The organism is Pseudomonas sp. NPDC089996 (assembly GCF_044748405.1).
Classification (GTDB): Bacteria; Pseudomonadota; Gammaproteobacteria; order Pseudomonadales; family Pseudomonadaceae; genus Aquipseudomonas.
On the sequence record NZ_JBIVGA010000010.1, the window covers coordinates 78,151 to 104,930 of the forward strand.

Annotated in this window: 26 protein-coding genes and 1 pseudogene; 13 read left to right on the forward strand and 14 right to left on the reverse strand. The window is 62.6% G+C overall.

What is annotated here, in order from left to right; translation table 11 throughout:
* Nucleotides 1-12: 12 nt before the first annotated feature.
* The 4 genes from ACIPW4_RS18400 to ACIPW4_RS18415 are packed head-to-tail and all read right to left on the reverse strand — an operon-like array spanning nucleotide 13 to nucleotide 3,858.
* Nucleotides 13-960 (reverse strand): lysylphosphatidylglycerol synthase domain-containing protein, encoded by a 948-nt coding sequence (locus ACIPW4_RS18400; RefSeq protein WP_400660352.1) that lies wholly within the window; start codon nucleotides 958-960, stop codon nucleotides 13-15.
* Complete coding sequence (clsB, locus tag ACIPW4_RS18405; protein WP_400660354.1) at nucleotides 960-2,162, reverse strand: cardiolipin synthase ClsB; 1,203 nt, start codon at nucleotides 2,160-2,162, stop codon at nucleotides 960-962. The genes ACIPW4_RS18400 and clsB overlap by 1 nt, the downstream gene beginning before the upstream one ends.
* Nucleotides 2,159-2,944 (reverse strand): endonuclease/exonuclease/phosphatase family protein, encoded by a 786-nt coding sequence (locus tag ACIPW4_RS18410; RefSeq protein ID WP_400660356.1) that lies wholly within the window; start codon nucleotides 2,942-2,944, stop codon nucleotides 2,159-2,161. Before ACIPW4_RS18410 ends, clsB begins: the two co-directional genes overlap by 4 nt.
* Nucleotides 2,941-3,858, reverse strand: a complete 918-nt coding sequence (locus ACIPW4_RS18415) for a DUF72 domain-containing protein (RefSeq protein ID WP_400660358.1) — start codon at nucleotides 3,856-3,858, stop codon at nucleotides 2,941-2,943. The genes ACIPW4_RS18410 and ACIPW4_RS18415 overlap by 4 nt, the downstream gene beginning before the upstream one ends.
* A 197-nt stretch (nucleotides 3,859-4,055) precedes the next feature.
* On the opposite strand from ACIPW4_RS18415, the gene ACIPW4_RS18420 reads away from it, so the two are divergent.
* Together ACIPW4_RS18420 and ACIPW4_RS18425 are read left to right on the forward strand one after the other, a co-directional pair.
* Nucleotides 4,056-4,430: a low affinity iron permease family protein gene (locus ACIPW4_RS18420; protein WP_400660360.1), complete on the forward strand. Its 375-nt coding sequence runs from the start codon at nucleotides 4,056-4,058 to the stop codon at nucleotides 4,428-4,430.
* A 22-nt stretch (nucleotides 4,431-4,452) separates the two neighbouring features.
* Complete coding sequence (locus ACIPW4_RS18425; protein ID WP_400660362.1) at nucleotides 4,453-5,004, forward strand: ATP-dependent Clp protease proteolytic subunit; 552 nt, start codon at nucleotides 4,453-4,455, stop codon at nucleotides 5,002-5,004.
* Nucleotides 5,005-5,101: 97 nt separating this feature from the next.
* Here ACIPW4_RS18425 and ACIPW4_RS18430 read toward each other — a convergent pair whose 3' ends face one another.
* The 4 genes from ACIPW4_RS18430 to ACIPW4_RS18445 form a co-directional block, all read right to left on the reverse strand.
* Complete coding sequence (locus tag ACIPW4_RS18430) at nucleotides 5,102-6,721, reverse strand: BCCT family transporter (RefSeq protein WP_400660364.1); 1,620 nt, start codon at nucleotides 6,719-6,721, stop codon at nucleotides 5,102-5,104.
* Between the two features lie 79 nt (nucleotides 6,722-6,800).
* The gene (locus ACIPW4_RS18435) at nucleotides 6,801-7,937 is read right to left on the reverse strand and encodes an FAD-binding oxidoreductase (protein ID WP_400660366.1); all 1,137 of its coding nucleotides are present in this window, start codon (nucleotides 7,935-7,937) and stop codon (nucleotides 6,801-6,803) included.
* Between the two features lie 4 nt (nucleotides 7,938-7,941).
* Nucleotides 7,942-9,198 carry an SRPBCC family protein gene (locus ACIPW4_RS18440; RefSeq protein ID WP_400660368.1) on the reverse strand — a complete coding sequence of 419 codons (1,257 nt, stop codon included), beginning with the start codon at nucleotides 9,196-9,198 and terminating at the stop codon, nucleotides 7,942-7,944.
* Nucleotides 9,199-9,313: 115 nt separating this feature from the next.
* A complete protein-coding gene (locus tag ACIPW4_RS18445) occupies nucleotides 9,314-10,243 on the reverse strand; it encodes a LysR substrate-binding domain-containing protein (RefSeq protein WP_400660370.1) in 930 nt (309 codons plus the stop codon).
* Nucleotides 10,244-10,558: 315 nt separating this feature from the next.
* On the opposite strand from ACIPW4_RS18445, the gene ACIPW4_RS18450 reads away from it, so the two are divergent.
* The 5 genes from ACIPW4_RS18450 (at nucleotide 10,559) to ACIPW4_RS18470 (ending at nucleotide 15,113) form a co-directional block, all read left to right on the forward strand.
* A complete protein-coding gene (locus ACIPW4_RS18450) occupies nucleotides 10,559-11,437 on the forward strand; it encodes a glycine betaine/L-proline ABC transporter ATP-binding protein (protein WP_400660371.1) in 879 nt (292 codons plus the stop codon).
* Between the two features lie 21 nt (nucleotides 11,438-11,458).
* On the forward strand, nucleotides 11,459-12,412 hold the full coding sequence (proW, locus tag ACIPW4_RS18455) for a glycine betaine/L-proline ABC transporter permease ProW (protein WP_400660373.1): 954 nt from the start codon (nucleotides 11,459-11,461) through the stop codon (nucleotides 12,410-12,412).
* Between the two features lie 58 nt (nucleotides 12,413-12,470).
* On the forward strand, nucleotides 12,471-13,499 hold the full coding sequence (gene proX, locus ACIPW4_RS18460; protein ID WP_400660375.1) for a glycine betaine/L-proline ABC transporter substrate-binding protein ProX: 1,029 nt from the start codon (nucleotides 12,471-12,473) through the stop codon (nucleotides 13,497-13,499).
* 20 nt (nucleotides 13,500-13,519) lie between these two features.
* Nucleotides 13,520-14,554: a GlxA family transcriptional regulator gene (locus ACIPW4_RS18465; RefSeq protein WP_400660376.1), complete on the forward strand. Its 1,035-nt coding sequence runs from the start codon at nucleotides 13,520-13,522 to the stop codon at nucleotides 14,552-14,554.
* Between the two features lie 193 nt (nucleotides 14,555-14,747).
* Nucleotides 14,748-15,113: a hypothetical protein gene (locus ACIPW4_RS18470; protein WP_400660377.1), complete on the forward strand. Its 366-nt coding sequence runs from the start codon at nucleotides 14,748-14,750 to the stop codon at nucleotides 15,111-15,113.
* Nucleotides 15,114-15,158: 45 nt separating this feature from the next.
* Here ACIPW4_RS18470 and ACIPW4_RS18475 read toward each other — a convergent pair whose 3' ends face one another.
* Both ACIPW4_RS18475 and ACIPW4_RS18480 read right to left on the reverse strand, forming a co-directional pair.
* Entirely contained in the window at nucleotides 15,159-16,346 is a 1,188-nt protein-coding gene (locus tag ACIPW4_RS18475) for an MFS transporter (RefSeq protein ID WP_400660379.1), read from the reverse strand.
* A 74-nt stretch (nucleotides 16,347-16,420) separates the two neighbouring features.
* On the reverse strand, nucleotides 16,421-17,794 hold the full coding sequence (locus ACIPW4_RS18480; RefSeq protein ID WP_400660381.1) for an APC family permease: 1,374 nt from the start codon (nucleotides 17,792-17,794) through the stop codon (nucleotides 16,421-16,423).
* 266 nt (nucleotides 17,795-18,060) lie between these two features.
* Here ACIPW4_RS18480 and ACIPW4_RS18485 point away from each other — a divergent pair, with 266 nt between their 5' ends.
* From ACIPW4_RS18485 to ACIPW4_RS18495, 3 genes are all read left to right on the forward strand, one after another.
* A complete protein-coding gene (locus ACIPW4_RS18485) occupies nucleotides 18,061-19,554 on the forward strand; it encodes an aldehyde dehydrogenase (RefSeq protein WP_400660382.1) in 1,494 nt (497 codons plus the stop codon).
* 103 nt (nucleotides 19,555-19,657) lie between these two features.
* A complete protein-coding gene (locus ACIPW4_RS18490) occupies nucleotides 19,658-20,158 on the forward strand; it encodes a peroxiredoxin (protein WP_400660384.1) in 501 nt (166 codons plus the stop codon).
* Between the two features lie 109 nt (nucleotides 20,159-20,267).
* Entirely contained in the window at nucleotides 20,268-20,903 is a 636-nt protein-coding gene (locus tag ACIPW4_RS18495; RefSeq protein ID WP_400660386.1) for a hypothetical protein, read from the forward strand.
* A gap of 42 nt (nucleotides 20,904-20,945) precedes the next feature.
* Here ACIPW4_RS18495 and ACIPW4_RS18500 read toward each other — a convergent pair whose 3' ends face one another.
* Nucleotides 20,946-21,488 carry a hypothetical protein gene (locus ACIPW4_RS18500; RefSeq protein ID WP_400660388.1) on the reverse strand — a complete coding sequence of 181 codons (543 nt, stop codon included), beginning with the start codon at nucleotides 21,486-21,488 and terminating at the stop codon, nucleotides 20,946-20,948.
* 172 nt (nucleotides 21,489-21,660) lie between these two features.
* Nucleotides 21,661-22,584, reverse strand: a complete 924-nt coding sequence (locus ACIPW4_RS18505; protein WP_400660389.1) for a LysR family transcriptional regulator — start codon at nucleotides 22,582-22,584, stop codon at nucleotides 21,661-21,663.
* A gap of 104 nt (nucleotides 22,585-22,688) precedes the next feature.
* On the opposite strand from ACIPW4_RS18505, the gene ACIPW4_RS18510 reads away from it, so the two are divergent.
* Both ACIPW4_RS18510 and ACIPW4_RS18515 read left to right on the forward strand, forming a co-directional pair.
* Nucleotides 22,689-23,441 (forward strand): SDR family NAD(P)-dependent oxidoreductase, encoded by a 753-nt coding sequence (locus ACIPW4_RS18510; protein WP_400660390.1) that lies wholly within the window; start codon nucleotides 22,689-22,691, stop codon nucleotides 23,439-23,441.
* 144 nt (nucleotides 23,442-23,585) lie between these two features.
* Nucleotides 23,586-24,209 (forward strand): dTMP kinase, encoded by a 624-nt coding sequence (locus ACIPW4_RS18515; RefSeq protein ID WP_400660392.1) that lies wholly within the window; start codon nucleotides 23,586-23,588, stop codon nucleotides 24,207-24,209.
* Nucleotides 24,210-24,465: 256 nt separating this feature from the next.
* Here the strand turns inward: ACIPW4_RS18515 and ACIPW4_RS18520 are convergent.
* Nucleotides 24,466-24,741, reverse strand: a pseudogene (locus ACIPW4_RS18520) (short-chain dehydrogenase); the annotation flags it as partial.
* Between the two features lie 175 nt (nucleotides 24,742-24,916).
* Between ACIPW4_RS18520 and ACIPW4_RS18525 the strand changes: the two are divergent.
* Complete coding sequence (locus ACIPW4_RS18525) at nucleotides 24,917-25,315, forward strand: NUDIX domain-containing protein (RefSeq protein WP_400660393.1); 399 nt, start codon at nucleotides 24,917-24,919, stop codon at nucleotides 25,313-25,315.
* Here the strand turns inward: ACIPW4_RS18525 and ACIPW4_RS18530 are convergent.
* Nucleotides 25,312-26,643: a chloride channel protein gene (locus ACIPW4_RS18530; protein ID WP_400660394.1), complete on the reverse strand. Its 1,332-nt coding sequence runs from the start codon at nucleotides 26,641-26,643 to the stop codon at nucleotides 25,312-25,314. The genes ACIPW4_RS18525 and ACIPW4_RS18530 overlap by 4 nt on opposite strands.
* Nucleotides 26,644-26,780 lie beyond the last annotated feature (137 nt).

Genomic DNA, 26,780 nt, shown 5'->3' on the forward strand with positions numbered 1-26,780 from the left:
CTCCCGGGCCTTCTAGGCCGGCTTGTCGCGTCGGCGCATGGCCTTGGCGCGCTTTTCCAGGACCAGGTACGTGACGATGGCCGCCAACAGCGGTACCAGGTAGTACAACGTCCGGTAGCCGAGCAGTGCCGCCACCAGCGTGCCTTGGCCGAGCTGTCCGTGTAGCAGTGCGAGGAATACCGTCTCCAGCACGCCGAGGCCTGCGGGGATGTGCGCGACCACACCCGCTACGCAGCTGATCAGCAGGATGCCGAGAATGGATGGGTAGAACACCTCGCCAGGCAGCAGCCAGAAAATCAGCAAGGCCATCATCGCCCAGTTGCTGGCCCCCAACGCCACCTGGCACAGGGCAAGGCGCAGCGAGGGCAGGGTGACTTCGTGCTCGCGCCAGCGCCATGTGCGTTTCCTGGCCAGCCCACAGGCCAGCAAATAGCCCACCGCGATGGCCAGCAACAGCACACCGATCAGCCGCAGGCCGGTGGCGCCGACGGCCCAGTTGGTGGGCAATTCGACCAGGCCCAGGGCGAATACGCTGCCGGCCAACAGCATGTAGCCCATCCAGTTGGTCAGCAGGCCGAGGGTGAGGATGCGGGTGATGGTCGGCGTGTCCAGGCCCAATCGGCTGTACAGGCGGTAGCGCAAGGCCACGCCGCCGACCCAGGTGGTGAAGTTGAGGTTGAAGGCGTAACACACGAAGGCCACAGGCAACACCTGGCGGGCAGGCAGTTCATGCCCCGTGTAGGCACGGGCCAGCAGGTCGTAGCTGGCGAAGATCAAGTAGCTGCACAGCGCCAGGGCAAGGCCCATGGCCAGCGTGCCCGGTTTATACGCCAGCAGCGACTGGCGAACTTCGTTCCAGTCCAGGTTGCGCGCCAGCGTGTACAGCAACACCGGTATCAGGATCACGAAGGCCACGGTGAACAGCCGCTTGCCCCATGTTTGCCAAGGTTTCTGCGCCATCAGGTGTTGCCCTCATGCAGATCGGCCTGGGCCTCGACCTCAGGCTGCACCGAACGCAGGCGCTGGCGGTGCGCGGGAAACCAGCCGGCGATTCGCGGAAAGTGCCGGATGACGTGGAAACACACGAAGATCAGCGGTGCTCGCCACCAGTAGCCGCGGACCATCCGTTCCAGCGTCACCGGCTTGCATTGCTCCGCAGCCAGCACCTGCAGATGTTCGTACAAGCGCTGGTTGAAGGCTGGGTCGCGGATGAACAGGTTGGCTTCCAGGTTGAACGACAGGCTCAGGGGGTCGAGGTTGCTGGAGCCCACGGTGGCCCATTCATCGTCGACCAGCGCGACTTTACCGTGCAATGGCCGTTGGCAGTATTCGCGGATGTGCACGCCGTCGCGCAGCAGGTAGTTGTAGAGCAGGCGTGACAGGGCGCGCACCCATCGCATATCCGGTTGGCCCTGAAGGATCAGCGTGACTTCGACGCCGCGCCGCGCCGCGTTGCGTAGTTCGCGCAGCAGCCGGTAACCGGGGAAGAAGTAGGCATTGGCCACGACCACGCGCTGCCGAGCGGCGCGCAGGGCCTGCAGGTAATGGGCTTCGATGTCGGTGCTGCGCATCCGGTTGTCACGCTCGACCAGCACCGCCGAGCTGTTGCCTGTCGGCTGCGTCACCGGGCGTACATCACTGGGCGGCTCCAGCACCGGGGCCATCAGCCTGCGGCTGGCTGCGTGCACCTGCGCCACCACCGGCCCAGTTACCTCCACGGCGTAATCCTGCTTGGCCATGGGGCCGAAATCCTCCAGGTGGTCGGCGCTGTAGTTGATGCCGCCGATGAACGCCTGCTCACCATCGATGACCACGATCTTGCGGTGCAGGCGGCGGAACAGGTTGGTGCGCATGCCGGCCAGCCTGGGTTGCGGGTCAAAGGCATGAAAGCTGACACCGGCATCGGTCAGTGCTGCAACGAAGCTGTCAGGCAGGTCGGCAGTGCCGTAGCCATCCGCTGCGACTTCCACTCGCACCCCGCGCCGGGCAGCATCGATCAGCACCTGTTGCAACTGCTGGCCGACTTTGTCGTCGAAGATGATGAAGGTTTCCAGCAGGATTTCTTCCCGCGCCCGGGCCATCGCTTCGAATACCCGCGGGTAATAAGCCTCGCCATTGATCAACAGCTGGACGCTGTTGCCGTCTACCCACGGTCTGTTCACAGGTTGATCTCCGCTGCCAGTGGCGCATGGTCGGACAGGTGCGACCAGGGGTACATGGACAGCACCTGGACCTTGGCCGGCATGGCATTGCGCAAGTAGATGCGGTCCAGGCGCAGCAGCGGCATGCGTGCCGGAAAGCTGCGAGCGGGGCTGCCGCAGTGTTCGCCGAAGGCCTCGACCAGGCGCTGTGAGAGCACCGCATCGGCCTTCAGGCGCCAGTCGTTGAAGTCGCCGGCGATGATCACCGGTGCTTGCGCCGGCAACCGGTCGAGCAGTTCGAGCAGCAGTTGCACCTGGCGTTGCCGGTGCGCCTCGCGCAGCCCCAGGTGCACACAGATGGCATGCACCTGCTCATGGCCAGGCACCTCCAGGCGGCAATGCAACAGACCCCGCTGTTCATTGCCCTGAATCGACACATCGAGGTTCTCGTAATGCGCGATCGGGAATTTCGACAACAGGGCGTTACCGTGATCCCCGTGGGGATACACCGCGTTACGCCCGTAGGCAAACTGTGGCCACATGCTGTCGGCGAGGAATTCGTACTGTGGAGTTTGCGGCCAGGCAGGGTGGCGCACGGCGTGATGCTGGTGGCTGCCGTGCACTTCCTGGAGGAACACCAGGTCGGCGTTGGTGGCGCGCACCGCATCGCGCAGTTCGGGCAGGATGAAGCGCCGGTTGAAAAAGGTGAAGCCCTTGTGCACGTTGATCGTCAGCACGTTCAGGCGGTGCACCGCGGTCACATTGTCGATGATGCAGCGCGGCGCTGGCAGGGTCTTGTTCATAGCTGCACCTGCGGCGTCACGCCCGGCTCGGTGAGCAGGTGGTAATCGAGCTTGAGCTTTTCCAGCAGGCGCCGCGCATCGTAGGGGGCATGCACCTTCTGATCGTTGTCGAAGTAGCAGTAGATATCGCGCGACGCCCGCCGCGGCGGCGCACCGTCTATGATCAGTTGTGCATCCTGCGCCTGGCTGCCTTCGGCCCAAGCCTGGATGCGCTGCTTCCAACGGCGCAAAGCGCGCGCCGTGTAGCCGCTGCTGTACAGCTCGATGTCACCGTGCAGGCGCAGGTAGACGAAATCGGCCGTCACATCCTCGATATACGGCCACTTGCCTGCGCTGTCTGCCACCACCAACGCGACGCGGTACTTGCGCAGCAGCTTGATGAAGGTCTCGCAGAGAAAACTCTCGTGGCGTATCTCCACCGCATGCCGCAGCCTGGCATTGCCTTTGATCGCGGTGCCGCCGTTATCCTTGAGGCTCTGCATGCAGCCTTGGGCACAGTCGCGCGCCGCCTTGCGGTCCTTGGGCAGCAACTGGAAGAAGTGCTTGAACCGATCTTCGTCGAATTTCATGTTCGGCGGAAACTGCCACAGGAATGGCCCCAGCTTGTCACCGAGCAGCAACGGCCCGGAGGCAAAGAAATTGGCGATGGGCTCCTCGATCTCCTTGAGCCTGCGCACATGGGTGATGTAGCGCGGGCCTTTGACCGCGAAGATGAAGTCATCTGGCGTTTCGTCTCGCCAGTTCACATAGCGTTCGGGAGTCTGCAAGCTGTAGAACGAGCCATTGATCTCGATGCTGTTCACCGCCCGCGAGGCAAACGCCAGTTCGCTGTCCTGCCGCAGGCCTTTGGGGTAGAAGTCCTTGCGCCAGGGGCCATAGCGCCATCCGGAAATGCCGATGCGGATATCGCTCACGCTGTCGTCCTCATAGCCTGCTCCATTGCTCGTCACTGCTCGCGTCACATGTGGATTGCGACCGGCGCAGGGCGGCGAGGGTTCAGCGCAGATGATCGAAGGTCATATTGCAGGCCAGCGTTGAACCCAGAGTTGAACTTTGCCGACGCCAGCGATTCCACCGCATAGCGGATTGGTATCACAGGAGACCTGTGGGCATGAAATTCGATCGCTTCTGTCAGTGGCTTGCGAACTGGAGCGGGCGGCCGCTGACGTTCTGCGTGGCCTTCGTGTTGATCCTGGTCTGGGGGATCACCGGACCGTTGTTCGACTTCAACGACACCTGGCAACTGGTGATCAACACCTCGACCACCATCATCACGTTCCTGATGGTGTTCCTGATCCAGAACACCCAGAACCGCGACAACGACGAATTGCATATCAAGATCGACGAACTGCTGCGCACCACGCACAAGGCGCACAAGGCGTTGCTGGACCTGGAGGACATGGACCCGGCCGAGTTGCATGCCTTGCGCAAGCAGTACCGGCAGATGGCCGAGCGCGGCGACGAAGAGCAAACATCGAAGGAATGATCCGCCAAGACGGGAGGCAAGCATGGCCAGACATATCATCCATTTCACCGGGCCGATCAATTCATCCACCTGCGGTAACCTGATCAACACCTGCTCGCGCGCCCTGCAGCAAGGTGCTGACGTGCTGCAGTTGAACATCGCCACCATGGGCGGTGAGTGCAGCTACGGCTTTACTCTGTACAACTTTCTGCGTGCGCTGCCAGTCACCGTCCACACCCATAACCTGGGGACTGTCGAGTCCATGGGCAATATCCTGTTTCTGGCAGGTGAGCACCGCACGGCGTGCAGCTACAGCAAGTTTCTGTTCCACCCGTTCCACTGGACGCTGCATGGCTCGGTGGACCATGCGCGCATGGCGGAATACGCCATGAGCCTGGATTATGACTTGCGCCTGTATGCGCAGATCGTCGCCGAACGTACGGAGGGTGGGCGTGAAATACTGGATGTGCCGCGCTACCTGATGGCCTATCCGCGAATCCTCGGCCCCAGCGAGGCATTGGACAGCGGGATGATTCACGCCATCGATGAACTGCCGATCGCGCCTGAAACCACCCAGTGGAGCGTACACGCCTGAATGCCGATTGCTGAAGGCTGGCGCTTGCCGACGATGAAGCTGCTGTGCAGCCCATCGCAGGCAAGCGCGGCTCCCACATGATGATGCAGTGGCCCGATTATCCGGTGGTCAGTTCATTGGCCAAGGGCTTGGGCACGGCAACGGCGGCAAATACTGGGTCGTTGCTGCGCAAGCTTCGCACCAGGCTGTAGCCGGTCAGCAGCATGTAGAGGGCAATCGGCAAGCCGACCACGATGCTGGCCATCTGGATGGCCAGCAAGCCGCCGGCAATCACCAGGCTGGCCGCAATCGCGCCTTCCAGCACGCACCACAGCACCCGTATCCAGTTGGGCGGGTCGATGCTGCCCAGCGAGTTGAGCATGCACAGCACCTGGGTACCGGCATCGGCTGCAGTCACGAAGTGCACCGCCAGCAGCAGGCAGATGATCACACTCAATACGGCGCCCAGGGTTGGGCCGTCGAGGCGGTCGAGCAGGGTGAACATTGCGGTGGTAGTTTCCTTGCGCGTGGCTTCGAGAATCGGGCCGCCCTGGAAGGCACCGGCAGCGGCCTGTTCGGCGACCGGCAGTTTTTCATAGGCGTGGCGCACCTGTTGTTCATCCTTCAGCGCAGTGCCGCCGAACACCGCCATCCACAGGATGGTCACCACGGTCGGCACCAGCAGCGCGCCGAACACCAGTTCGCGAATGGTCCGGCCCCGGGAAATACGGGCAATGAACAGGCCCACGAACGGCCCCCAGGTCATCCACCACGGCCAGTAGAAGGCGGTCCAGCTCTTCTGCCAGGCACTGTCGGCCTGGGCATCGGTCCAGAAGCTCATGCCGATGATGTTCTGCGCGTAATCGCCGGCCGATTCGAACAGCAGGTTCATGATGTAGTTGGTTGGGCCCAGGGCCAGCACCACCAGCATCAGCCCGAGGGAAATCCACATGTTCAGGGTCGACAGGCGCTTCATGCCCTTGGACACCCCAGCCACCAGCGAGATCGAGGCGATCACCGTGACCACAGCGATGATGCTCAGCTTGAACGACAGGCTGACCGGGGTGCCGAACACCTGGTGCATGCCCATGTTGATCTGCTCGACCCCAAGCCCGAGCGACTGCGAAACCCCGAACGCGGTCACGGCGCCACCGATGATGTCGACGGCATGGCCGATGGGGCCGTAGATACGGTTGCCGATGATCGGATAGAGGATCGAGCGCAGCGCCAGTGGCAGGCCTTCACGGTAGGCGAAGTAGGCCAGGCCCAGGCCGATCACGGTAAAGATCGCCCACGGGTGCAAGCCCCAGTGCAGCAGGGTGATGCGCATGGCCATGGACGCTGCCTGGTCGGTGAGGCCCGGGGTGAACGGATTGCTGGCATAGTGCAGGACGGGTTCTGCCACCGACCAGAAGATCAGCCCTACGCCCATGCCGGCACTGAACAGCATGGCGATCCAGGCGGCAAAGCTGAATTCCGGTTTTTCGTCGGGGCGCCCGAGCTTCAAAGTGCCATGGCGACTGAAGGCAATGTACACCAGCACCCCGAGGATGCCGCTGACCAGCGCCAGGTAGAACCATTTGAGGTGGTCGAGAATGGCGTCGGAAGCGCCTTTGAACACCCCCGCAGCCTGGTCGCCGTGGGCGGCGCAGAGCACCACGAAGGCCACGACAATTGAAATCGACCCTACGGTCACGACAGGGTTGAGGCCTTTGAAAAGGCCCTGTTTTGCACGCATCGGCTCTATCCTTTTTATTGTTGCAGGCGGGCTCGAACGGCCCGCCTGGCTGCGTCGCGGGTGCTACGGGGAATGCGCTTCACAGGTCGATGACAAGATCCGAAGTGGGGCGGCTGCAGCACAGCAGGCGCAGGCCCTTGTCGATCTCGCGCTGGCGGATGCCGCCGTTGTGATTCATGTTCACGCTGCCTTCGAGCACAGCCGTCTTGCAGGTGCCGCACACGCCCTGGCTGCAGGAGGAGGGGACAACTGCACCGGCTTTCTTGGCTGCGGCCAGTACCGTCTGGTCGGCGCCCATGGTGAAGGTCTTGCCGGAACGGGCCAGGCGCACGGTGAAGGTGCCCAGGGCCTGGTCGGGTGCGGCGGGTTCGGGCTCAGGTTGCACTTCGGCACTGATGTCGAAGCTTTCCTGGTGATAGCGCGCCAGGTCGAAGCCGGCACCGGCCAGCAGGCCCCTGGCGGCCTCCATGTAACCTTTGGGCCCGCAGGTGAACACCGCGCGTTCCATGAAGTCGGGAATCTGCTGCTGCAGCACGTCGAGCGACAGGCGCCCGAGCGGCCCGTCCCAGTCCGGCTCGTCACCCAGGCTTTCACAGAAGAACAGCGTACGCAGGCGCGGCATGCTGCGCGCCAGGCGGGCCAGTTCGTCGCGGAAGATGATGTCCTTGGGTGTGCGCGCACTGTGCACGAAGACGATGTCGAGGTCCGCGTGCAGGTCGGCGGCGGCGCGGGTCATGGCCATCAGCGGGGTGATGCCGGAGCCGGCAGACAAATACAGCAGCTTGCGCGCCGGGCCGGCCACCGGGGTGAAGATGCCCGCCGGGCCGGAGGCCGCAATGGCGCTGCCCGGCTGCAGGTTGTCGTGCAGCCAGTTGGACACTACACCGCCCGGCACCCGCTTGACCGTGATCGAAAAGGTGAACGGTCGGGTCGGCGTGGACGACAAGGTGTAGCAGCGCGATACGCCGCTGCCGTCGATCACCGGCGACACGGTGAGGAACTGGCCGGGTTCGTAGGCCAGGGCGTGGTAGCTCGGGCTGTGGAAGGTGAAGGTCTTGACGTCGTGGGTCTCGTTGACGACGCTCAGGCATTCGATGCGCTGGCTTTCGCCGCTGGGCCACTGGGCGCCGTGGGCGGCCCAGTGGTCGGTGTCGGCGAAGCGCTGGTCGGCGCGCAGGCTGGCGATGTTCGTGGCGATGTTCTGGAGCATGCTCATGGCCTCACACTCCGTGCGCGGCGAGGCGCGAGGTGTACCAGCGGGCAAACTGGTCGACGTAGGGCTCGGTGAAGGTGGAGTAGGGGCCGGGGACGAACGCCGGGTCCTGGGTGCCACTGTGGGTGATGGCTACCAGCGCCGCGTCCTGCTGCGTGGTGGCGACCCAGACTTCAGTCAGGCGCTGCAGGTCGTAGTCGACCCCTTCCACGGCGTCACGGTGCACCAGCCACTTGGTACGCACCAGGGTGCTGTCCGGCGACAACGGGATGATCCAGCTGATCATGGCGTGGTCGCTCATCACGTGGGCCCAGGCGTTGTTGCCCCACAGGTGGGTATCACCGAGGTCGCGACGGGTCAGGTTGCCCAGCAGCTTGCTGCAGGCGACCTTGGTGTCGAGGGTCTGCGATTCGCCGCTGCCGGCAATGATCATGCGCTGGGTGCGGAACTGCGTGGGCGAGCTGTCCTGCAGGTGCTCGACAGTTTCATACAGCAGGCCGTCGCTGGCCCAGTCGGCCTCGATGCCGGCCTTGCGGATCTGGTAGGCATCGTAGGAGGCGCGGGCTTCTTCGCTCATTTCTTCCAGGCTGACGCCGAGGTCTTCGGACTGGTACGAGACGATCAGCTCCGGGTGGGTACCGGCGCAGTGGTAGCACTCGCGGTTGTTTTCCATCACCAGCTTCCAGTTGCCGTTCTCGATGTAGTCGAGCTCAAAGGCGATGCGGGTGTTGGTCAGGTCGAAGGGAGCCAAGCGCGGGCCCATGACCTCTTCGAGGTCGTTGATGTCCTCCGGCGGGTTGTCGGCCAGGCAGATCAGCACGTGGCTGCCGATCACCTTGCAGTGCACCGGGATCAGGCTGCGGCACTTGGGGTCGAAGCCCTTGCCCATATGGCTGGCGTGCTTGAGGCTGCCATCCAGGTCGTAGGTCCATTGGTGGTAGGGGCAGACCAGCATGCCGACGGTGGACTTGCCGGGTTCTTTCAGGCGTGCACCACGGTGGCGGCAGACGTTGCGGTAGGCGCGGATCTGTTCGTCATCGTCGCGCAGAATCAGCACCGAGGCCTTGCCGATGTCCACGGTGAAGACATCGCCCGGCTCGTCGACATCCGCAGTAACGGCAACCTGGATCCAGTGTTTGTTGAAGAAGATATCCATATCCGTTTCGAAGATATCCTGGCGGCTGTACAACTCGCCATTCATGCCGAAACCGGGTTGACGTGATTCAACAAGTTCGCGGTGGGATTTGATTATCGGGCGGCTCATAGTTGACCTCGGGCACTCTTATTCTTGAAATACCAAACGACTGGCGGCGATTATCAAAGTGCCCCGCTAGAGCGTCAATGCGCTTAATTTTCCGCTTTGCATTACTTCAGGTTATTCAAATACTGCCGCGTTGAAGCCATTGCACCAGCGCCGCCATGTGCGGGCTTTTTGGCCGTCCATAGGGTGCTACCAGGTAGTAGGCCTGTTCCGTGCGCACCGAGAAGGGTTGCAGGCGAACCAGTGCGCCACTGGCCAGCAAGTGCTCGACCAGCCGGCCCCAACCCAGGGCGATGCCATAACCCTGCAGTGCCGCGTTGATGGCATCGGTGTACAGGCTGCAGCGCAGGTTGTATTGCAGTGCGCCAGGGGCGCCGCCTTTCTCGCGGAACCAGCTCGGCCAGGCGACCCAGCCCTCGGAGGTGGAGTCCGCATCCAGCAACCCGGCCCCAGCCAGTTCTTCCAGGCTGGTGGGCATTGGGTTGCGCGCCAGCCAGGCGGGCGAGCACACCGGGAAGACTTCTTCGTCGAACAGCAAGGTGGCCTCACCATCGTCCCATTGGCCATCGCCAAAACGCACGTCGAGGTCGCAGTTGCGGGTGCGCAGGTCGCCGGTGAACATCTGCGTGGCCAGGCGCAACTGCACTTGCGGCAGGGTGCTGGCAAGCTGATTCAGCCGCGGCATGATGCGCAACTGCGAAAAGGGCGCGGTCGAGCCCAACACGATTTCCTGGCGGTTGCAGCCCTGATTGATCTGGTCAAATGCACTGGCCACCCGTTGCAATGACTCGGAAATGCTGGCGAACAGGATGTCGCCGGCATCGGTCAGGCTGATGTTGCGGTGCGCACGGTGGAACAACAGTGCGCCAAGGTTTTCTTCGAGCACCTTGACCTGTTTGCTGACCGCCGCCTGGGTCACGCCCAGCTCGATGGCGGCCAGGGTGAAGCTGTTGAGCCGGGCCACGGCCTCGAACTGCAGCAAGGCAGTCATCGACGGAATGATCCGTCGGTAGCCCTTGTGTTTCTGGGCGCCTGATAGGTTGTTCATGATCGTCCGAATCTTGTTGTTGTATGGAGCGCACGGGCAGGGCGCCCCTGAGCCAGATGATGAGCAGGGCCAAGGGCTGCGGATATTACAGCCATGACAATAAATAGGATGCCGGGGCGTGACGGGGCGGCAACGGCGGGGCTTTATAATACAAATTGACACAGATATACAATGCGCCCGCCCGGTGTCGCGTTACATTGCAAAAAAGAAGTTTGCCTCGCTCGCCGTTGCGGGCCGCCTGCCAATCCAGGTGCGTATCGAAGTATCGCTGCGCTGCCACCCGTAATTGGTCATAAATATAATAATGAGGGTCATATGTACCAAGGCGATGAAATACTCTCGGTAAACCATATCTTCAAAGTGTTCGGCAATAACCCGGACATGGCCATGGAGATGCTGCGCAACGGTGCCGACAAGCACGAAATCTTCAGCAAGACCGGCCATGTCGTCGGTGTGTTCGATGCAAGCTTTTCCGTCAAGCGTGGCGAGATCTTCGTCATCATGGGGCTGTCCGGTTCGGGCAAGTCGACCATGGTGCGGCTGTTCAACCGCCTGATCGAACCCACCTCCGGCAGCATCCACCTCAACGGCAAGGAAATCACCGGGCTCTCCGACAAGGCCCTGCTCGACGTGCGCCGCAAGGAAATGGGCATGGTGTTCCAGTCCTTCGCCCTGATGCCGCACATGAGCGTGCTGGCAAACACCGCGTTCGGCCTGGAGATTGCCGGCGTGCCCGAGGCCGAGCGCCACAGCCGTGCCCGTGAAGCGCTGAGCCAGGTGGGCCTGGCCGGCCACGAGAACAGCTACCCCCACCAGCTTTCCGGCGGTATGCAGCAGCGCGTGGGCCTGGCCCGGGCGTTGGCCAACGACCCGACGATCCTGCTGATGGACGAGGCGTTCTCCGCCCTCGACCCGCTGATCCGCAGCGAGATGCAGGGCGAGCTGATGCGCCTGCAGGCCGAGCAGCAGCGCACCATCATCTTCATTTCCCACGACATCGAAGAAGCCATCCGCATCGGCCACCGCATCGCGATCATGGAAGGCGGGCGGGTGGTGCAGATCGGCACCCCGCAAGAGCTGATCAACCAACCGGCGAACGATTACGTGCGCAGCTTCTTCAAGAGCTTCAACAGCCGCTGCCAGTGTTCGGTGCTGGCGAAAAACGCGCCGTTGCAGTCCGTGAGCCGCCACTAAAAGAACAAGAGGTAAGGCCCCGTGTCCGAATTCAGTCTGCTCGACCCGTTCCAGGCGGCCGTCATCCCCCTGGGGGATTGGGTCACCGCAACCCTCAACTTCCTCGTACAGCATTTTCGCGAGGTGTTCCGCGCCATTCGCTGGCCGATCGACCAGGTGCTCAACGGCATCGAGTTCACCTTGCAGAGCATCCCGCCCACCATCGGCATCATTCTCTCGTCGCTGCTCGGTTGGCAGCTGGCGGGCAAGCGCATGGCGCTGTTGTGCTTCATCACCTTGACCTTGCTCGGCCTGATCGGGGTCTGGTCCGAGTCGATGACCACCTTGGCGCTGGTGCTGACGTCGGTGTTCTTCTGCGCGGTGATCGGCATTCCGCTGGGCATTGTCTGCGCCCGCAGCAACCGCCTGGAAAGCGTCATCCGGCCATTGCTCGACGCCATGCAGACCCTGCCGGCGTTCGTTTACCTGGTGCCGGTGGTGATGCTGTTCGGTATCGGTAACGTACCGGGTGTACTGGTGACCATCGTCTTCGCCTTGCCGCCGCTGGTGCGTCTGACCAACCTCGGCATCCGCCAGGTCCCGGAAGACAAGATCGAAGCCGCCCGCGCCTTTGGCTGCACGCCACGGCAGATGTTGACCCGCGTGCAATTGCCGCTGGCCACCTCGACCATCATGGCCGGCCTCAACCAGACCCTGATGCTGTCGCTGTCGATGGTGGTGATCGCCTCGATGATCTCGGTGGGCGGCCTGGGCCAGATGGTGTTGCGCGGCATCGGCCGCCTGGACATGGGCCTGGCGACCGTCGGTGGCGTCGGCCTGGTGCTGCTGGCGATCTTCCTCGACCGCCTGACCCAGGCCATGGGCGCGCGCAGCAGCGCCGACCCGAGCCTGCGCTGGTACCACACCGGGCCAGTGGGCGTGGTCATGCGCCTGTTCGGTGCGGCGCAACCCCAGGGGCGGCGCAAGACCGCCTGACTTAACCCCGTTCTATCTGCCGCATCCCCAAACAACAACCAGAAAAAGGTACGCGACGATGTCCGAGTTCAAGTTCCCCCGCCGTTTCCTGCACGCCACCTGCGCGGTAGCGCTGGGCCTGGCCTGCCTGCATGCCAGCGCCTCGGCCGACAAACCGGGCGAAGGGGTGAAGATCACCCCGGCATTCCCCACTGTGGATGAAGAGCGCTTCCGCGGCGAAGTCGCCCTGGAGGGCCTGCGCGAGCTGGGCTACAACGTGCAGAAACCCAAGGAAACCGAATACGCCACGATGATCCTGGCGGTCGGCTACGGCGATGCTGATTTCAGCGTCAACCTGTGGGACAAGCTGCACGCCAGCTTCTATCAGAAGGCCGGCGGCGACCAGAACATGATCAAGGTTGGCGACATCCTGCCCGGCGTGCTGCAGGGCTACCTGATAGACAAAAAGACCGCCGACCAGCACCACATCAAGTACATCACCGACCTGAAGAAGCCGGAGATCGCCAAGCTGTTCGATACCGACGGCGACGGCAAGGCCGACATGACCGGCTGCAACCCGGGCTGGGGCTGCGAGCTGGTGATCGCCCACCAGATGAAGGCCTACGACCTGGAGAACAGCATCCACGTCAACCAGGGTTCGTACTTTGCCTTGATGGCCGACACCATCACCCGCTTCAAGGAAGGCAAGCCGGTGTTCTATTACACCTGGATGCCGCAGTGGGTAGCCGGCGTGCTGGTAGAGGGGCGCGATGTGGTCTGGCTGGAGGTGCCGAAAACCGACCTGCCGGGCGGCGACAACAGTGTCGACACCCTGTACCAGGGCAAGAACCTCGGTTTCGCCCTGGACAAGATCGAGGCCGTGATCAACCGCGACTTCGCCGAAAAGAACCCGGCAGCCGTGAAGTTCCTGTCGCTGATGCAGATCCCGGCGGCCGACGAGAGCGCGCAGAACCTGAAGATGCAGCACGGCGAGAAGTCATATGCCGACGTTCAGCGCCATACCAAGCAATGGATCGCCGCGCACCGCCAAGCCTTCGATGGCTGGTTGCAGGCGGCGCGTGCCGCCGCGATGCAGGCCAGCAACTAACCCCCACGCAGAGCATAACGATGAGCCAGTCAGCCGCCAGTCACCTGAGAAACCGCAATTTCGCCCATCTGGCGCCTGACCATCGCTTCGCCACCGGCGCGGCGTTGCGCCGGGTGGGGTTCGTATTGCTGGAGCAATTCTCGATGATGACGCTGACCAGTGCCATGGACACCCTGGCCGCCGCCAACCAGGTCAGTGCCAAGCCGCTGTTCGAGTTCGTGATGGTCGGGGACGGCGCGCAGGTGCGCAGCGATTCGGGCATCGTCATCGCCGTCGACCAGACCCTTGCCGAACTCGAGGCGCGCAGCCTGGACTTTCTGTTCGTCTGTGGCGGTTTCAGGGTGCCGCTCAAGCGCAATCCGCGCCTGCGCGGCAAACTGCGCGAGGCCGACCGGCATGGCTGCCTGCTCGGCGGTTTGTGGAATGGCGCGTATTTCCTCGCCGAGGCGGGCTTGCTCGACGATCATGACTGCGCCTTCCATGTCGAAGGGCGAGCGCTGATGAGCGAGCTGTTCCCGGCTGTGCGGGTCAGCCGCGTCGGCCACGTACTGGACCGCCAGCGCCTGAGCTGCGCGGGTGCCAGCAGTGCGCTGGAGATGATGCTGGAGCTGCTTGCCGGCCGTTACGGCAAGCGCCTGCTCGACGGCGTGGAGCAGATCGTTGCCGCCGACAAGCCCGTGGCGGCGCTGCCCAAGGTGGCGCCGCCGTTCCGGGTCGGCTTGCCGCATAACCTGAACGAAGCGATCGAGTTGATGAGCAGCAACATCGAAGAGCCGATCGCCATCGACGAGATCGCCAGGCATGTGAAATTGTCGCGCCGCCAGCTGGAGCGCTCATTCCGCCAGCATGTGCAGTCGACGCCGCTGACTTTTTACCTGGAGCTGCGCCTGGGGCATGCGCGCCAGTTGCTTCAGCACACCGACAAGCCGATGTCGGAGATTGCCATCGCCAGCGGGTTCACCAGCTTCTCGTACTTCTACCGACGCTTTCACAATTTCTTCGCCATGCCACCGCGCAAGTACCGGGCGATGAGCCGTGGCTGGGCGGTGCACTGACCGGGCGCCAAGTCGGTAAGCGCATGGAGCCGTCCGCGGGGACGGCGCTTGATCTATGACTTCAAGGCAGGCTCTGGGCACCCAACACAAAACCCCTGGGAAAATTTATTTTCCCGGAGGTGCCACTTTTTCGACATCACGACACTCCCACCCTAACGAACTATCTCTTTCGGACGGTGGGAGTGCCAGAAAAATGCCGCTGACGTTTACGCCACAACAGCAGTTGAGGACCTGCGCCATGCAGGTGCTGTGCCCGCAGGCGGGCGAACTGTTCGCCCGGATAAATAAAGCGCTGTCGGAAAACCCGGCAGCTTGCGAGCGTGATGATCTTTCGGAGACGCTATTGGCGCGCATCGAAGACATGGTGGCCAACAAACCCCAGGCGACGGCCTTCTTTGCCTATCAGCTGCATGCGTGGAGCAACGAGGGGTATCTGCCGCCGCACAGCATCACGGCGTTGTATATGGTGGGCAAGGCATTGCACGGCAGTGCGAGGGAGGAGCTGACGCCATCGACCAGGGTCTCGCTGGAGCGCTTGCTGGGCGTTGCCCAGCGCTAGCACCGACCTCGTCGTGGCAAGCCCGCGACGAGGTCGGTCAGAGGATCAGTGCCCGCCTTTCATGCGGCGGGCCACCAGGTAGATCAGCAACCCCGCCAGTGCCGTTGCAGCACCGATATAGCCGGTACTGGTCCAGCCCAAGCCGGCGCTGATGGCCATTCCACCAAACCACGGCCCCAAGGCGTTGGCCAGGTTGAAGGCGGCATGGTTCGACGCCGCCGCCAGGCTCGGCGCCTCATGGGCGATGTCCATCAGGCGGATCTGCAACGGCGCGGCCAGGGCGATCATGGTACCGACCAGGCCGATCCCCAGCAGCACCGACCACAGCGCGTGGGCGGCGAAGCTGAAGAACAGCAGCACGGCCGCCGACCACACCAGAACGATGCCTACAGCGCGGAACTGCAGGCGGTCGAACAGCTTGCCGCCGGCGATGTTGCCGATGATGCCGCCAGCGCCGAATGCGGCCAGGCCGAAGGGGATCCACTCGGGTGCCACCTGGGTCACTTGCAGCATGGTCGGTGCCAGGTAGCTGAACACGCAGAACATGCCGGCAAAGCCGATCGCTGCAATGCCCAGCGCCATCCACACCTGCGGCAAGGTAAAGGCCTGCAGCTCCTTGCGCGGGTCGCTGCGCGGCTCATCATGGCGCTGCGGTACGTAACGCCAGACCAGCGCGATGGTGCACAGGGCGATGGCGCCGACCAGGAGGAATGCCGAACGCCAGCCGAAGAACTGGCCGAGGAAGGTCGCCACCGGGTTGCCTAGCAGCATCGCCAGGGTCAGGCCCATCATCACCCTGGCCACGGCACCTGCGCGCTGGTTGGCGGGCACCATGCTCGACGCCACCACGGCGGCGATACCGAAATAGGCGCCATGGGGCAAACCGCTGATGAAGCGGAAGGCAACCATGCTGGTAAAAGACGGTGCGAAGGCGGTGGCCAGGTTACCGATGGCATACAGCGCCATGAGCAACAGCAGCATGTGCTTGCGCAGCAGCCTGGCACCCAGGATGGCCAAGGTCGGGGCGCCGACCACCACACCCAGCGCGTAGGCGCTGATGGCGTGGCCGACTTGCGGCTCGCTCAAGTGCAGGTTGCTGGCGATGTCGGGCATCAGGCCCATGATGGCGAATTCGCCGGTGCCGATGGCGAAGCTGCCCAGCGCCATGGCAGCTTCCATCTTGCCGACGTCACCTTTTGAAACGGCGAGCGGCGGTAATTCCTGAACAGACATTACGGTCCCTTTTCAAACTCATTGAAACATACTGAAACGTTTAATGAGGGATCATAACATTTGGGAGGGTGGATCTACTCGGCCATCTGCAACTCCGGCAGCTTCACCCGGAACGCCCTGGTCAACCCCAGCAGGCAGATGAAGCCCACGCCCATCCAGCTCAGACCAATGGTGAAAGACATGCTAGACAGGCTGGTCCACAGCCAGATCGTGCTGAGGAAGCCGAGCGCTGGAATGACGCCATACAGCAAGCGGTTGCGCATCCCTCGCAACTGCTGGTCCACCAGGTAGTGCTTGACCACCGCAAGGTTCACTGCCGAGAAGGCGAACAGGGCGCCGAAGCTGATCATGTTGGCGACGGTGTCCAGGGTGATGAACAGCGCCACCAGCGACAGCAGGCTGACCAGCATGATCGCTGTCGCCGGCACGCGTTTCTTCGTCACCAGCTGGCCAAACACCCTGGGCAGCGCGCCATCGCGGCCCATGGCGAACAGCACCCGCGACACGCTGGCCTGGGACACCATTGCCGATGCGAAGCAACCGGCCACATAGGTGGCCGTGAATGCCGTCACCAGCATTTCCCCGCCGACGCGGCGCATGACATCCACCGAGGCCGAGTCCGGGTCGGCAAAGCTGGCCCAGTCGGGGAAGACCAGCTGCGCGCAGTACGACACCACCAGGAACAGCAGGCCACCGATCACCGATACCGCCATGATCGCCTGCGGAATCCGCCTGGTCGGGTTGCTGGTTTCCTCGGCCATGGTCGACACCGCGTCGAAGCCGAGGAACGACAGGCACAGCACCGCCGCCCCGGTCATGATCAGCGGCACGCTGAAGCCTTCGTGGTGGAACGGTGACAGCAGCGACACCGGCGCGGCCTGGCCATTCACATGGCGTACCGACAGGGCGACGAACACCACGATGAACACCAGCTGAGCCACCACCAGGATCCAGTTGACCCGAGTGATCGACTCGATGCCGATCAGATTGAGGAAGGTCACCAGAGCGATCGACCCGGCGACCCACACCCAGGCATGGATGGCCGGGAAGTACTCGGACATGTAGATGCCGATCAGCAGGTAGCTGAGCAGCGGCAGGAAGATGTAGTCGAGCAGCAGGGTCCAGCCGGCGATGAAACCGAAGTGGCTGCCGAAGGCCTTGCGCGTGTAGGTATAGACAGAGCCGGAGTAGGGATGGGCCTGGACCATGCGCCCGTAGCTGTAAGCGGTCAGCAGCATGGCGGCGAGGGTGAGGAGGTAGGCGATGGGCAGGTGGCCCTTGGTCATCTGGGTGACCAGCCCGTAGGTGGTGAAGACGGCGAGCGGGACCATGTAGGCGAGGCCGAACAGTACCAGGGCGGTCATGCCCATGGACTTGCGAAAACGGCCGGTGGTATTGGCTGGCGACGCAGGATGCTGGGGTTGGGCTGTAGTTGTTGTTGTATGCATTGCTAACTCCTGAAATGGGATGCAGGAAGCCGCAGCAGGCGAGCGGGCTCGCTACTGGTGAGGAAGTCTGATCAGAGGAATGTCTCAGGTGGGGCGGCTCGAATGCTCCCACACTCCGGCAGGCGCCGGAATCACCCTTTGGGGGGAGCAGTTTTTTCCTCTGCAAGGGGCAGCAAAAAGCTGGTTTCGCCAGGTATGCGGCTGGGCCAAGAATGTTCGCCAGCCCCATAACAAGCGGACCGCACGGACGGTCGTCAGGAGTGTGTATGTACGATCTCGGATACTGGCAACAGCGCGCGGCAGGCCTGTACTTGCCAGACATGGCCCGGATAGGCGCCCGCCAGGTCGGTGCCGCCAGCGGTGCGACGTTCGATGCCATCAACCCCGCCACCAACCAGGTGCTCGCCCGGGTCGCTGCGTGTGGCCAGGCTGAAGTCGACCTCGCCGTCAGTACGGCGCGCAAGGCGTTCGAGCAAGGGCCGTGGCCACGCATGGCGCCCGGTGAGCGCAAGAAGGTGCTGCTGCGCCTGGCCGAACTGGTCATGGCTCACCGTGAAGAACTGGCGCTGCTGGACTCGCTGAACATGGGCAAGCCGGTCATGGATGCCTACAACATCGACGTTCCGGGCTCGGCCCACGTGTTCGCCTGGTATGGCGAGGCGCTCGACAAGCTCTACGACCAGGTCGCACCGACGGCAGCCAATGCCTTGGCCACCATCACCCGCGAAGCGCTGGGTGTGGTCGCCGCGGTGGTGCCGTGGAATTTCCCGCTCGACATGGCCGCCTGGAAACTCGCTCCGGCGCTGGCGGCGGGCAACAGCGTGGTGCTCAAGCCCGCCGAGCAATCGCCGTTCTCGGCCTTGCGCCTGGCCGAGCTGGCACTGGAGGCCGGCCTGCCTGAAGGCGTGCTCAATGTAGTACCAGGCCTTGGCGAAACCGCGGGCCGGGCGCTGGGTCTGCACCCTGACGTCGACTGCCTGGTGTTCACAGGTTCCACCCAGGTCGGCAAGTACTTCATGCAATACTCGGCGCAGTCCAACCTCAAGCAGGTGTGGCTGGAGTGTGGCGGCAAAAGCCCGAACCTGGTGTTCGCCGACTGCCAGGACCTGGACCTGGCGGCCGAGAAGGCTGCCTTTGGCATCTTCTTCAACCAGGGTGAAGTGTGTTCAGCCAACTCGCGGCTGTATGTGCAGCGTTCGATCCATGACGAGTTCCTCGAACGCCTGCAGGCCAAGGCGCGTCAGTGGCTGCCAGGCAACCCGCTGGACCCGGCCAGCCGTGCCGGCGCCATCGTCGATGCCGAACAGGCCACGCGCATTGCCCGGGCCATCGGCCAGGCCAGCGAGGAGGGCGCCCGGCTGGTCTGTGGCGGGCAACGCCTGACCATCGGTGGCTCGGACAATTTCATCGAACCGACCATTTTCGCTGGCGTCGACAACCGCATGAGCCTGGCGCGTGACGAGGTCTTCGGGCCGGTGCTGGCGGTCAGTGCGTTCGATACCGAGGCAGAGGCCATCCACCTGGCCAATGACAGCATCTTCGGCCTGGCGGCATCGGTGTGGAGCGATGACCTGAACCGTGCGCACCGGGTGGCGCGTGCGCTCAAGGCGGGTACGGTATCGGTCAACACGGTCGATGCGCTGGATGTGACCGTGCCGTTTGGCGGTGGCAAGCAGTCCGGGTTCGGTCGCGACCTGTCGCTGCATTCGTTCGACAAGTACTCGCAGTTGAAGACTACCTGGTATCAGTTGCGCGGCTGACTTCGGGGGCGTGGGGTTTTGTGGGCGTGGCGCAATAAATCACAACTCTGATGGAATGCTGCATCATGGCAAGCTCAGCCATCGACTTACCCAGGAGACAGCGATGATCAAGACCGGCGACCAACTACCCGATGTCACGCTCTACGAATACAGCAACGGTGAGGGCGCATGTGCAATCGGGCCGAATGCATTTTCCATCGTTGAGCGCTGCAGGCAAAAGAAAGTGGTGATCTTCGGTTTGCCCGGCGCCTTCACGCCCACCTGCTCGGAGCGCCATGTCCCAGGTTATGTCGAAGCGGCACCGGCGCTGTTCGCGGCAGGTGTCGACAAGATACTCTGCGTTTCGGTCAATGATGCCTTCGTCATGAATGCCTGGGGCAATAGCCTGCAGGTCGGCGATACGGTGAATATGATCGGTGACGGCAATGGCGAGTTCAGCGAAGCGCTGGGCCTGATCCAGGACCTCTCGGCGCGGGGCCTGGGCCGGCGTTCGCAGCGCTATGCGATGCTGGTCGACGACGGTGTGGTCAAGCACATAGCGGTCGAAGCGCCAGGCAAGTTCGAGGTCAGCGATGCGGCGAGCCTGCTGGCAGTGGTGCGCTAGCAGGGCCCGGATTTTTCCCGATAAAGGCCTTTTGATATCACTGAAGATTCCTTAAGATTCCGGTCGCCTTTCGATCGAAGGGCGCCCTGCAATTTTCAAGGACGTCGAAATGCGATTTGCAAGAATTATAGGTTTGGCCTTTGTCGTGAGCCTCGGTGGTTGCGCCAGTTTCACCAAGGACGAGGTGGCACAGGTCGAGCTGCCATCGATGACAGGCTATTCCAACAAACCCAATGTCTATGTGGACTTCGACTTCTATCAGGGTGACCCTGGAAGTACCAGGGCCAATGAAATGCCACAGGCCCGGGACATGCTCAAGCCGGAACTCAAGCGTGCTTTCAACGAGTCAGGATTGTTCGGCCGCGTCACTTTCGATGAATTCGAAAAGCAGCCAGGCGACTACAGCCTGCGTCTCAAGGTCTACAACCATGCCCCGAGTGGCGGGCAACTGGTACTGGCCTTCATCAGTGGCCTGACCTTCACCGTCATTCCCGCCCTTGCCACCGACCAGTACACCATGAGTCTGGAGACTCTTGATGAGCACGGCGTATCGCTGGCCGCCAATCAGAACCACGACGCAATCAATACCTGGATGGGCATCTGGTTCCTGCCGCTGGTGGGCAATACACCGAAAGCGGCCGTCACCGATACCTTCAACCGCCAGGTCAACGCTTTGTTGAAGAACTGGGTGGATAACAACCGTTTGAAATATTCGGCTAACGCAACACCCTTCCCACGCGCTTGAACCAGAACAGGAAGAGCCGCAATCGCGGCTCTTTTTTCTTGCTTACTTCAGCGCCTGTACAAAAAGTGGATCGCTGTACAGCGACTGCAGCAATGCCTGCAGCATGGGATTGTAATTGTTGGCCGCTGTTGGGATGGCAATCGGCCCGAAGAAGCTGCTGTCCCAGTCACGTGTAACGTCCTTGGTCGACTCGTAGAGCACCTCGTCGCCCTGGCGCAGGGTGAAACGCGCCGCAAGCTCGCCATGGCCGTTGGCCACGCCGGAGTTGAGCTGGCTCTTCACCAATTGCACCTGCAGCTGCCGGTCAGCGCGAGGGTCGAGCAGGCCTGCATGGCGAAGTTCATCGTTGATGGCGGCCTGAATATGCAGCGGAATAGTGCCTGCAGGCGACGAGATCGGGTTCAGGCGCACCATCAGCGAACCTTGTCCGGCATCGGCCTGCACCTGCGTTTCGCGCACCGCTTGCAGGGGAGCGTTGTGCTTCAACTGCTGGACGTTTTGGTAGTTGGCTTCGTAGCGGGCCATTGTCACACCACAGCCTTGCAGCAACAGGACGAGTGGGGCGACCAGGTAAAGCTTGTTCACGGCGAATCCTTGCGTGTCTTGAAAGAAGCGCAATTATCGTCAAGTGGCACTATGCCATCAAGCGTTCGCTGGATACCTGTGCTGCTGGGTCGGTAGGGGCGGCTTGCCGGGTGACGTCCCGCAATAGGCCATCAATGCAATGCTGGCGCCGACGGGTTCGAAGCCTGGGACGCTAGCCTGGTACCTGCACTTGCCACAGCGGGTTCGACAACCGCTCGACGAAGAAGTCGGCCAATGCCTGGACCTTGCGCGGCCGGGTGCGCGCGGACGGGGTCACGAAGTACAGCCCACCCTGGGTCATCCGCCATTCGGGCAGCAGCTGTTCGAGACGGCCGTCGGCGAGGTACTCGGCGGCGATGAATTCCGGCAGCTCGGCAATCGCCATGCCCGCCAGCAAGGGTGGGATCAGGGCATCCGAGTTGGTCACGCGCAGCGGCCCGCGTGGCGCCACGTCGTGCTCGCCGCCGTCGTCCTGGCTGAAGCGCCAGACCTGGCTGCGGGCGCGATAGGCGTAGCTCATGCAGGCGTGGCCAGTCAGCTCGCGCGGGTGTGTGGGGCGGCCGTGGCGGGCAAGGTAGGACGGCGCGGCCACCAGAAACTGACTGACCGAACAGATACGCCGCGCCACCAGCGATGAGTCGGGCAGGGCCGCGATACGCAAGGCCGCATCGAAGCCCTCGCCGACCAGGTCGACGCTCGAGTCGGATAAGTGCAGGTCCAGCTCCAACGCCGGGTATTGTGCCAATAGTTCGGGCAACAGCGGAGCAAGCCAACGCAAGCCAAAGGACATCGGCGCGGCCAGCCGCACCAGCCCGCGTGGCTGCACCGACAACTCCTGGGCCTCGCTTTCCATCTGTTCGGCCTGGCGATACAGCGCGCTGGCCTGCTCGACCATCCGCTGGCCAAACTCGGTCAGCGAGAGCTGGCGCGAGGTGCGGTTGAACAGGCGCGCACCCAGGCGCTCTTCGAGACGCGCTACCGCGCGCGACACCGTAGGCACTGAAACGCCCATGGCCCGGGAGGCTGCGGCGTAAGAACCTTCTTCGGCCACTTTGGCGAACATGGCCAGGCCTTCGAAATCCGGAATTCTTGGCATTTCATTTCTGCAATGATGGCTTTCAAATGATTCTATTTTGAAATGATTCGCCAGTCGATACGCTTCTCCCCACAGCCACTCACTACCTCGACGGGAGAAACACCATGAGCAAGAAACTCGAAGGCAAGATCGCACTGGTCACTGGCGGCACCACTGGTATCGGCCTGGCCACGGCAAAGCGCTTTGCAGAGGAGGGCGCCCATGTCTACATCACCGGGCGCCGCCAGGCGGAGCTGGACAAGGCGGTGGCGCTGGTGGGCAATGCCACCGGTGTTGCGGTCGACTCCACCCGGCTGGACCAACTGGACGCACTGTATGCCCGCATCGCTCGGGAGCAGGGCCGCCTGGATGTGCTGTTCGCCAACGCGGGCGGTGGTTCGATGCTGCCATTGGGCGACATCACCGAAGCCCACTATGACGATACCTTCGACCGCAACGTCAAAGCCGTGCTGTTCACCGTGCAAAAAGCACTGCCGCTGCTGGCGCGCAACGCATCGGTCATTCTCACGGGCTCCACGGCCGGTAGCTCCGGCACCGCAGCGTTCAGCGTGTACTCAGCGTCCAAGGCAGCGGTGCGGGCCTTCGCCCGTAGCTGGATTCTGGATTTGAAGGACCGCGGAGTCAGGGTCAATACCCTCAGCCCAGGCGCCACGCGTACCCCGGGGCTGGTCGACCTCGCGGGGCCGGATGCCGGGCAACAGCAGGGCCTCCTGGATTACCTGGCAGCTCAGGTGCCGCTGGGGCGGGTAGGGGAGCCGGTCGAGATCGCCAACGCGGCAGTCTTCCTGGCCAGCGAGGATGCCAGCTTCGTCAACGGTGCCGAGTTGTTCGTGGACGGTGGCCAGGCGCAAATCTGAGCATCAGCACGGCGAAATGCGGCCGGAGTACAAATGTACTCCAGCCTGCAGGCTACCACCAAGCCGACAAACGAGACCGTGGCCAGCTTTCGGTGCATCATGTTGGCCTCGCTATCCAGAGCACCTGCCAAGCAGTACTGAAAAATGAATCGTCCGCTATTTGTTGCGCTAGACGGCCCAAAGGGCACCGGCAAGACCACGCTGCTTGAGGCTGTTACCAAAGCCTTGAGAGCAGACAACCGAAAGGTGATCCGGCTGTGCGAGAAGAAAAGCGATCCCTTCCGGGGGGAAACCATGGCGCTCGTCAACCAGCTGGCGAGAAAACCTTGCCGGGAGCTGGAGCTGAAGGTCTGTGCGCGCCTGGCCGATAGCCGCGCCTGGATTTCCCGCAACGTGCTGCCCAGGCAACCTGCGGACAGCATCATCCTGATCGATCGCTGGTACCCATCCGATGCGGCGTTTCGCCGGACAGTGCCGTTTGCCGAGATTCTGCGGATGAACCACGAGCGTGACGTGCAAGTGCCGGACCTGCATGTCGGGGTGATCACGACGCCTGATACCTCGTGGGCGAGGGCGGCGGCACGCTCGCGTGGGCTGGGCAGTACGGTGATGCACAAGCTGGATGAGCAGGAAGCTTGCACCGAAGCATTCGAACGGGCGGTGGCCGAGCAGGGGTGGGTGCTGTGCCGCAATGAGGGAACGGTTGCGGACGCCACCCGCCAGGTGGTTACCGAGATCCAGCGCGTGCTTCGGTCTCTGCAGGGTTGACGCAGCCAACGCTCATGAACGCTCAGCGGCGCCTGCGTTGTGCCTGGGTGAGGACTAGGCCGGCAAGAAACCCGATGACTGCGGCACTGAACAGTAACGGTATTCTGTCTTCACGGGTCAGGCCTGCACCCGCCATCAAGCGCCGTGCCGGGGCTGGCGCGAGCAGAGGTTCGGCGGATTTCTCCGCGCTGGGGCTGCGCGTTGCATCGACATCCGGTTGGTCGGCTGCTTCGACGTCCTCAGGCGCGGCGCTGACTTGCAGCCTGGACAGCTTCAATGCAGTGCCATCCACCAAGGTCAATGTCAGGTCTGCTATGTCACCTGCTGCGCGGTCAGGGAAAACGGGTTCGCCAGCAGCATCCAGGTTGTCGTAGATGAAGCGCTTGCCCTCCATCCACCCTACGGCTGTGAGCAGCTCGGGGCCTAGGTAGTATTTGCCATCGAGAAAAAAGCCTGGGAACTGGTGTGCGCGTTCGACGTTTTCTACGCCATAGCGCTCACCTGCCTTCATACCTGTAGCTGGATCGATCATGACCATGACCTCCGTAGGCTGGTATACCCATGGAGACCGAACCAGGCAGCGCTGTTCCGCAGGGCTGACCAGCGGGCGTCGATCTGGAACTCGCCTTCGGTCAAACGAGTCTTCAACTATAGGGAAGCCCACACCAGCGTTCAGGATGTCGCCCATCTTTCAGGTGCGGTCCCTCATGAGCGTCACCAAGCATCGCCCAGCCAAGGTCAAAGCCACGGTCCTCTGCTCGCGCAACGACAAAGTACTGCTTGTTCGGAGAAAGGGCGCCAAATGGCGGTTTCCAGGCGGCCAGATTGCGTCAGGTGAAGCGCCCGTCGTTGCTGCTGCCCGGGAACTGTGGAATGAGTTGTCACTGCACTGTCCAGGCTTGAACGCCGTTGGCACCCTCGAGGTGGGTAATGTTTTTCACCACATCTATATGACTGTTCTGCCTGACAACTGTTGTTTTGCGCTTGGTAAAGGCATCATTGCCTGCAAATGGGTCTGTTGGGACGAGTTGTCTGCAACCATGCTCAAACCCACGGCGGCTGCCCTGTTTGCACGTGATCTCCCGGGGCTGGTTCACAACGCTTAGCGGGCCAGATGCCTGGTCAGATTCTGTGCCAGGGCGTGGTAGAGCGACACTGGCGCGATCCATCCGGAAACGGAGGATGCAATGAGCGCTGATGCCAGCAATGGAATGGCTATGTCAGGGCTATGGGACAGTTCGAGCACAATCACCGAACCGGTCAGTGGCGACCGCGTTACGCCGCCCAGGTAGGCCCCCATGCCCAATAGTGCGCCTGTCTGAACATCGAAACCGGGAATGAACGTCAGCAACGGCGACAACGCTGCACCCACGCTCAACGATGGCGAGAACAACCCCCCGGGAATGCCCGCCAGGTAGGAGACGACGTTGGCCATGAATTTCCAGACAAGGAAGGCCGGGTCCGTTACCGGATGCCCTTCGAGCAAGCTGCGTGTTTCCTCATACCCCGTGCCGAATACATGGTTGCCTGATAACAAGCCGAGCAACGCCAGGGTCATGCCGCAGCCTGCAGCAAACCGTACTGGCCACCGCGAACGTACTGCGCACAACTTGCCAATCCAACCTCTATCGGAGGGTAGAACCAGCCTTACGTACACCCCCCCCAGCAGCCCGCCGAGCACGCCGAAGATGGGCACGGCAGCCCACTGCCAGCCTTGGGGGAGCTGGGCGCCTATTTCGCCAAAGTAGGAGTAATGGCCCATCAGCCCAAGCGTCACCATTCCCCCAATGACGACGGCGGTAAGCAAAAGCCCGCTGAACCGTTGTTCAAAGGTTCGGCTGAGCTCTTCAATCGCAAATACGATCCCCGCCAACGGCGTGTTGAACGCCGCCGCGATGCCTGCCGCTCCGCCGGCAAGGATAAGCCCGGATACCGTGCGTCGACCATGTAGACCGAGGCGGGTGCCAAGGGCGTAGATGACTGCAGCACCCACATGCACAGTGGGCCCCTCGCGGCCCACCGAACCACCCACCAACAGCGCACCGACAGTCAGTACCATCCTTGCTGCGGCGACGGGCACGGACAGCACCTGACGACGAAAGCTGCGCGAGGGAAATTCCAAGGCGGCAATGACCTGCGGAATACCGCTGCCCTTGGCCTGGCTGAACCAACGATTGCTGAGCCAGGCGAGTACCGCGAAGCCTGCCGGCGTGATGAGCAAGGGGGCCCAGTGGTAATGCCCGCTAATGGATGAGAACAGGGCATACGCATGGTCTGCTACCCATGCAAACGCGAGTGCCGCCAAACCGACGAGCAGTGCCCCGACCCAGAACGCCACGCGCTGGCGCCACCTTCGCCATCCACCGTAAGGGCTGCGATTCGTTACGCGATGGGCGGGCAGGGCAGGCGCAAGTTCGGGGTCGGTGGGCTGCAATGTGGACACTCCGCAAATGTGTAGCCATGGATTATGCGGTGCAATCCGATTGGAAGACACTCCCGCCACGAATAGCGTCTATGGTTTCAGAGCGATAAGCGAAACGCTGGCATTACCGTGGTAATACCGCACTTCCA

Coding starts and splice junctions, on each gene's coding strand:
- ACIPW4_RS18480 (WP_400660381.1), bottom strand. CDS start 17,794: ATGCATACAACAACAACTACAGCCCAACCCCAGCATCCTGCGTCGCCA.
- ACIPW4_RS18465 (WP_400660376.1), top strand. CDS start 13,520: ATGAGCCAGTCAGCCGCCAGTCACCTGAGAAACCGCAATTTCGCCCAT.
- ACIPW4_RS18490 (WP_400660384.1), top strand. CDS start 19,658: ATGATCAAGACCGGCGACCAACTACCCGATGTCACGCTCTACGAATAC.
- ACIPW4_RS18425 (WP_400660362.1), top strand. CDS start 4,453: ATGGCCAGACATATCATCCATTTCACCGGGCCGATCAATTCATCCACC.
- ACIPW4_RS18440 (WP_400660368.1), bottom strand. CDS start 9,198: ATGAGCCGCCCGATAATCAAATCCCACCGCGAACTTGTTGAATCACGT.
- ACIPW4_RS18420 (WP_400660360.1), top strand. CDS start 4,056: ATGAAATTCGATCGCTTCTGTCAGTGGCTTGCGAACTGGAGCGGGCGG.
- ACIPW4_RS18430 (WP_400660364.1), bottom strand. CDS start 6,721: ATGCGTGCAAAACAGGGCCTTTTCAAAGGCCTCAACCCTGTCGTGACC.
- ACIPW4_RS18470 (WP_400660377.1), top strand. CDS start 14,748: ATGCCGCTGACGTTTACGCCACAACAGCAGTTGAGGACCTGCGCCATG.
- ACIPW4_RS18445 (WP_400660370.1), bottom strand. CDS start 10,243: ATGAACAACCTATCAGGCGCCCAGAAACACAAGGGCTACCGACGGATC.
- ACIPW4_RS18475 (WP_400660379.1), bottom strand. CDS start 16,346: ATGTCTGTTCAGGAATTACCGCCGCTCGCCGTTTCAAAAGGTGACGTC.
- ACIPW4_RS18495 (WP_400660386.1), top strand. CDS start 20,268: ATGCGATTTGCAAGAATTATAGGTTTGGCCTTTGTCGTGAGCCTCGGT.
- ACIPW4_RS18510 (WP_400660390.1), top strand. CDS start 22,689: ATGAGCAAGAAACTCGAAGGCAAGATCGCACTGGTCACTGGCGGCACC.
- ACIPW4_RS18400 (WP_400660352.1), bottom strand. CDS start 960: ATGGCGCAGAAACCTTGGCAAACATGGGGCAAGCGGCTGTTCACCGTG.
- ACIPW4_RS18450 (WP_400660371.1), top strand. CDS start 10,559: ATGTACCAAGGCGATGAAATACTCTCGGTAAACCATATCTTCAAAGTG.
- ACIPW4_RS18525 (WP_400660393.1), top strand. CDS start 24,917: ATGAGCGTCACCAAGCATCGCCCAGCCAAGGTCAAAGCCACGGTCCTC.
- ACIPW4_RS18485 (WP_400660382.1), top strand. CDS start 18,061: ATGTACGATCTCGGATACTGGCAACAGCGCGCGGCAGGCCTGTACTTG.
- ACIPW4_RS18515 (WP_400660392.1), top strand. CDS start 23,586: ATGAATCGTCCGCTATTTGTTGCGCTAGACGGCCCAAAGGGCACCGGC.
- ACIPW4_RS18410 (WP_400660356.1), bottom strand. CDS start 2,944: ATGAACAAGACCCTGCCAGCGCCGCGCTGCATCATCGACAATGTGACC.
- ACIPW4_RS18435 (WP_400660366.1), bottom strand. CDS start 7,937: ATGAGCATGCTCCAGAACATCGCCACGAACATCGCCAGCCTGCGCGCC.
- ACIPW4_RS18505 (WP_400660389.1), bottom strand. CDS start 22,584: ATGCCAAGAATTCCGGATTTCGAAGGCCTGGCCATGTTCGCCAAAGTG.
- proX (WP_400660375.1), top strand. CDS start 12,471: ATGTCCGAGTTCAAGTTCCCCCGCCGTTTCCTGCACGCCACCTGCGCG.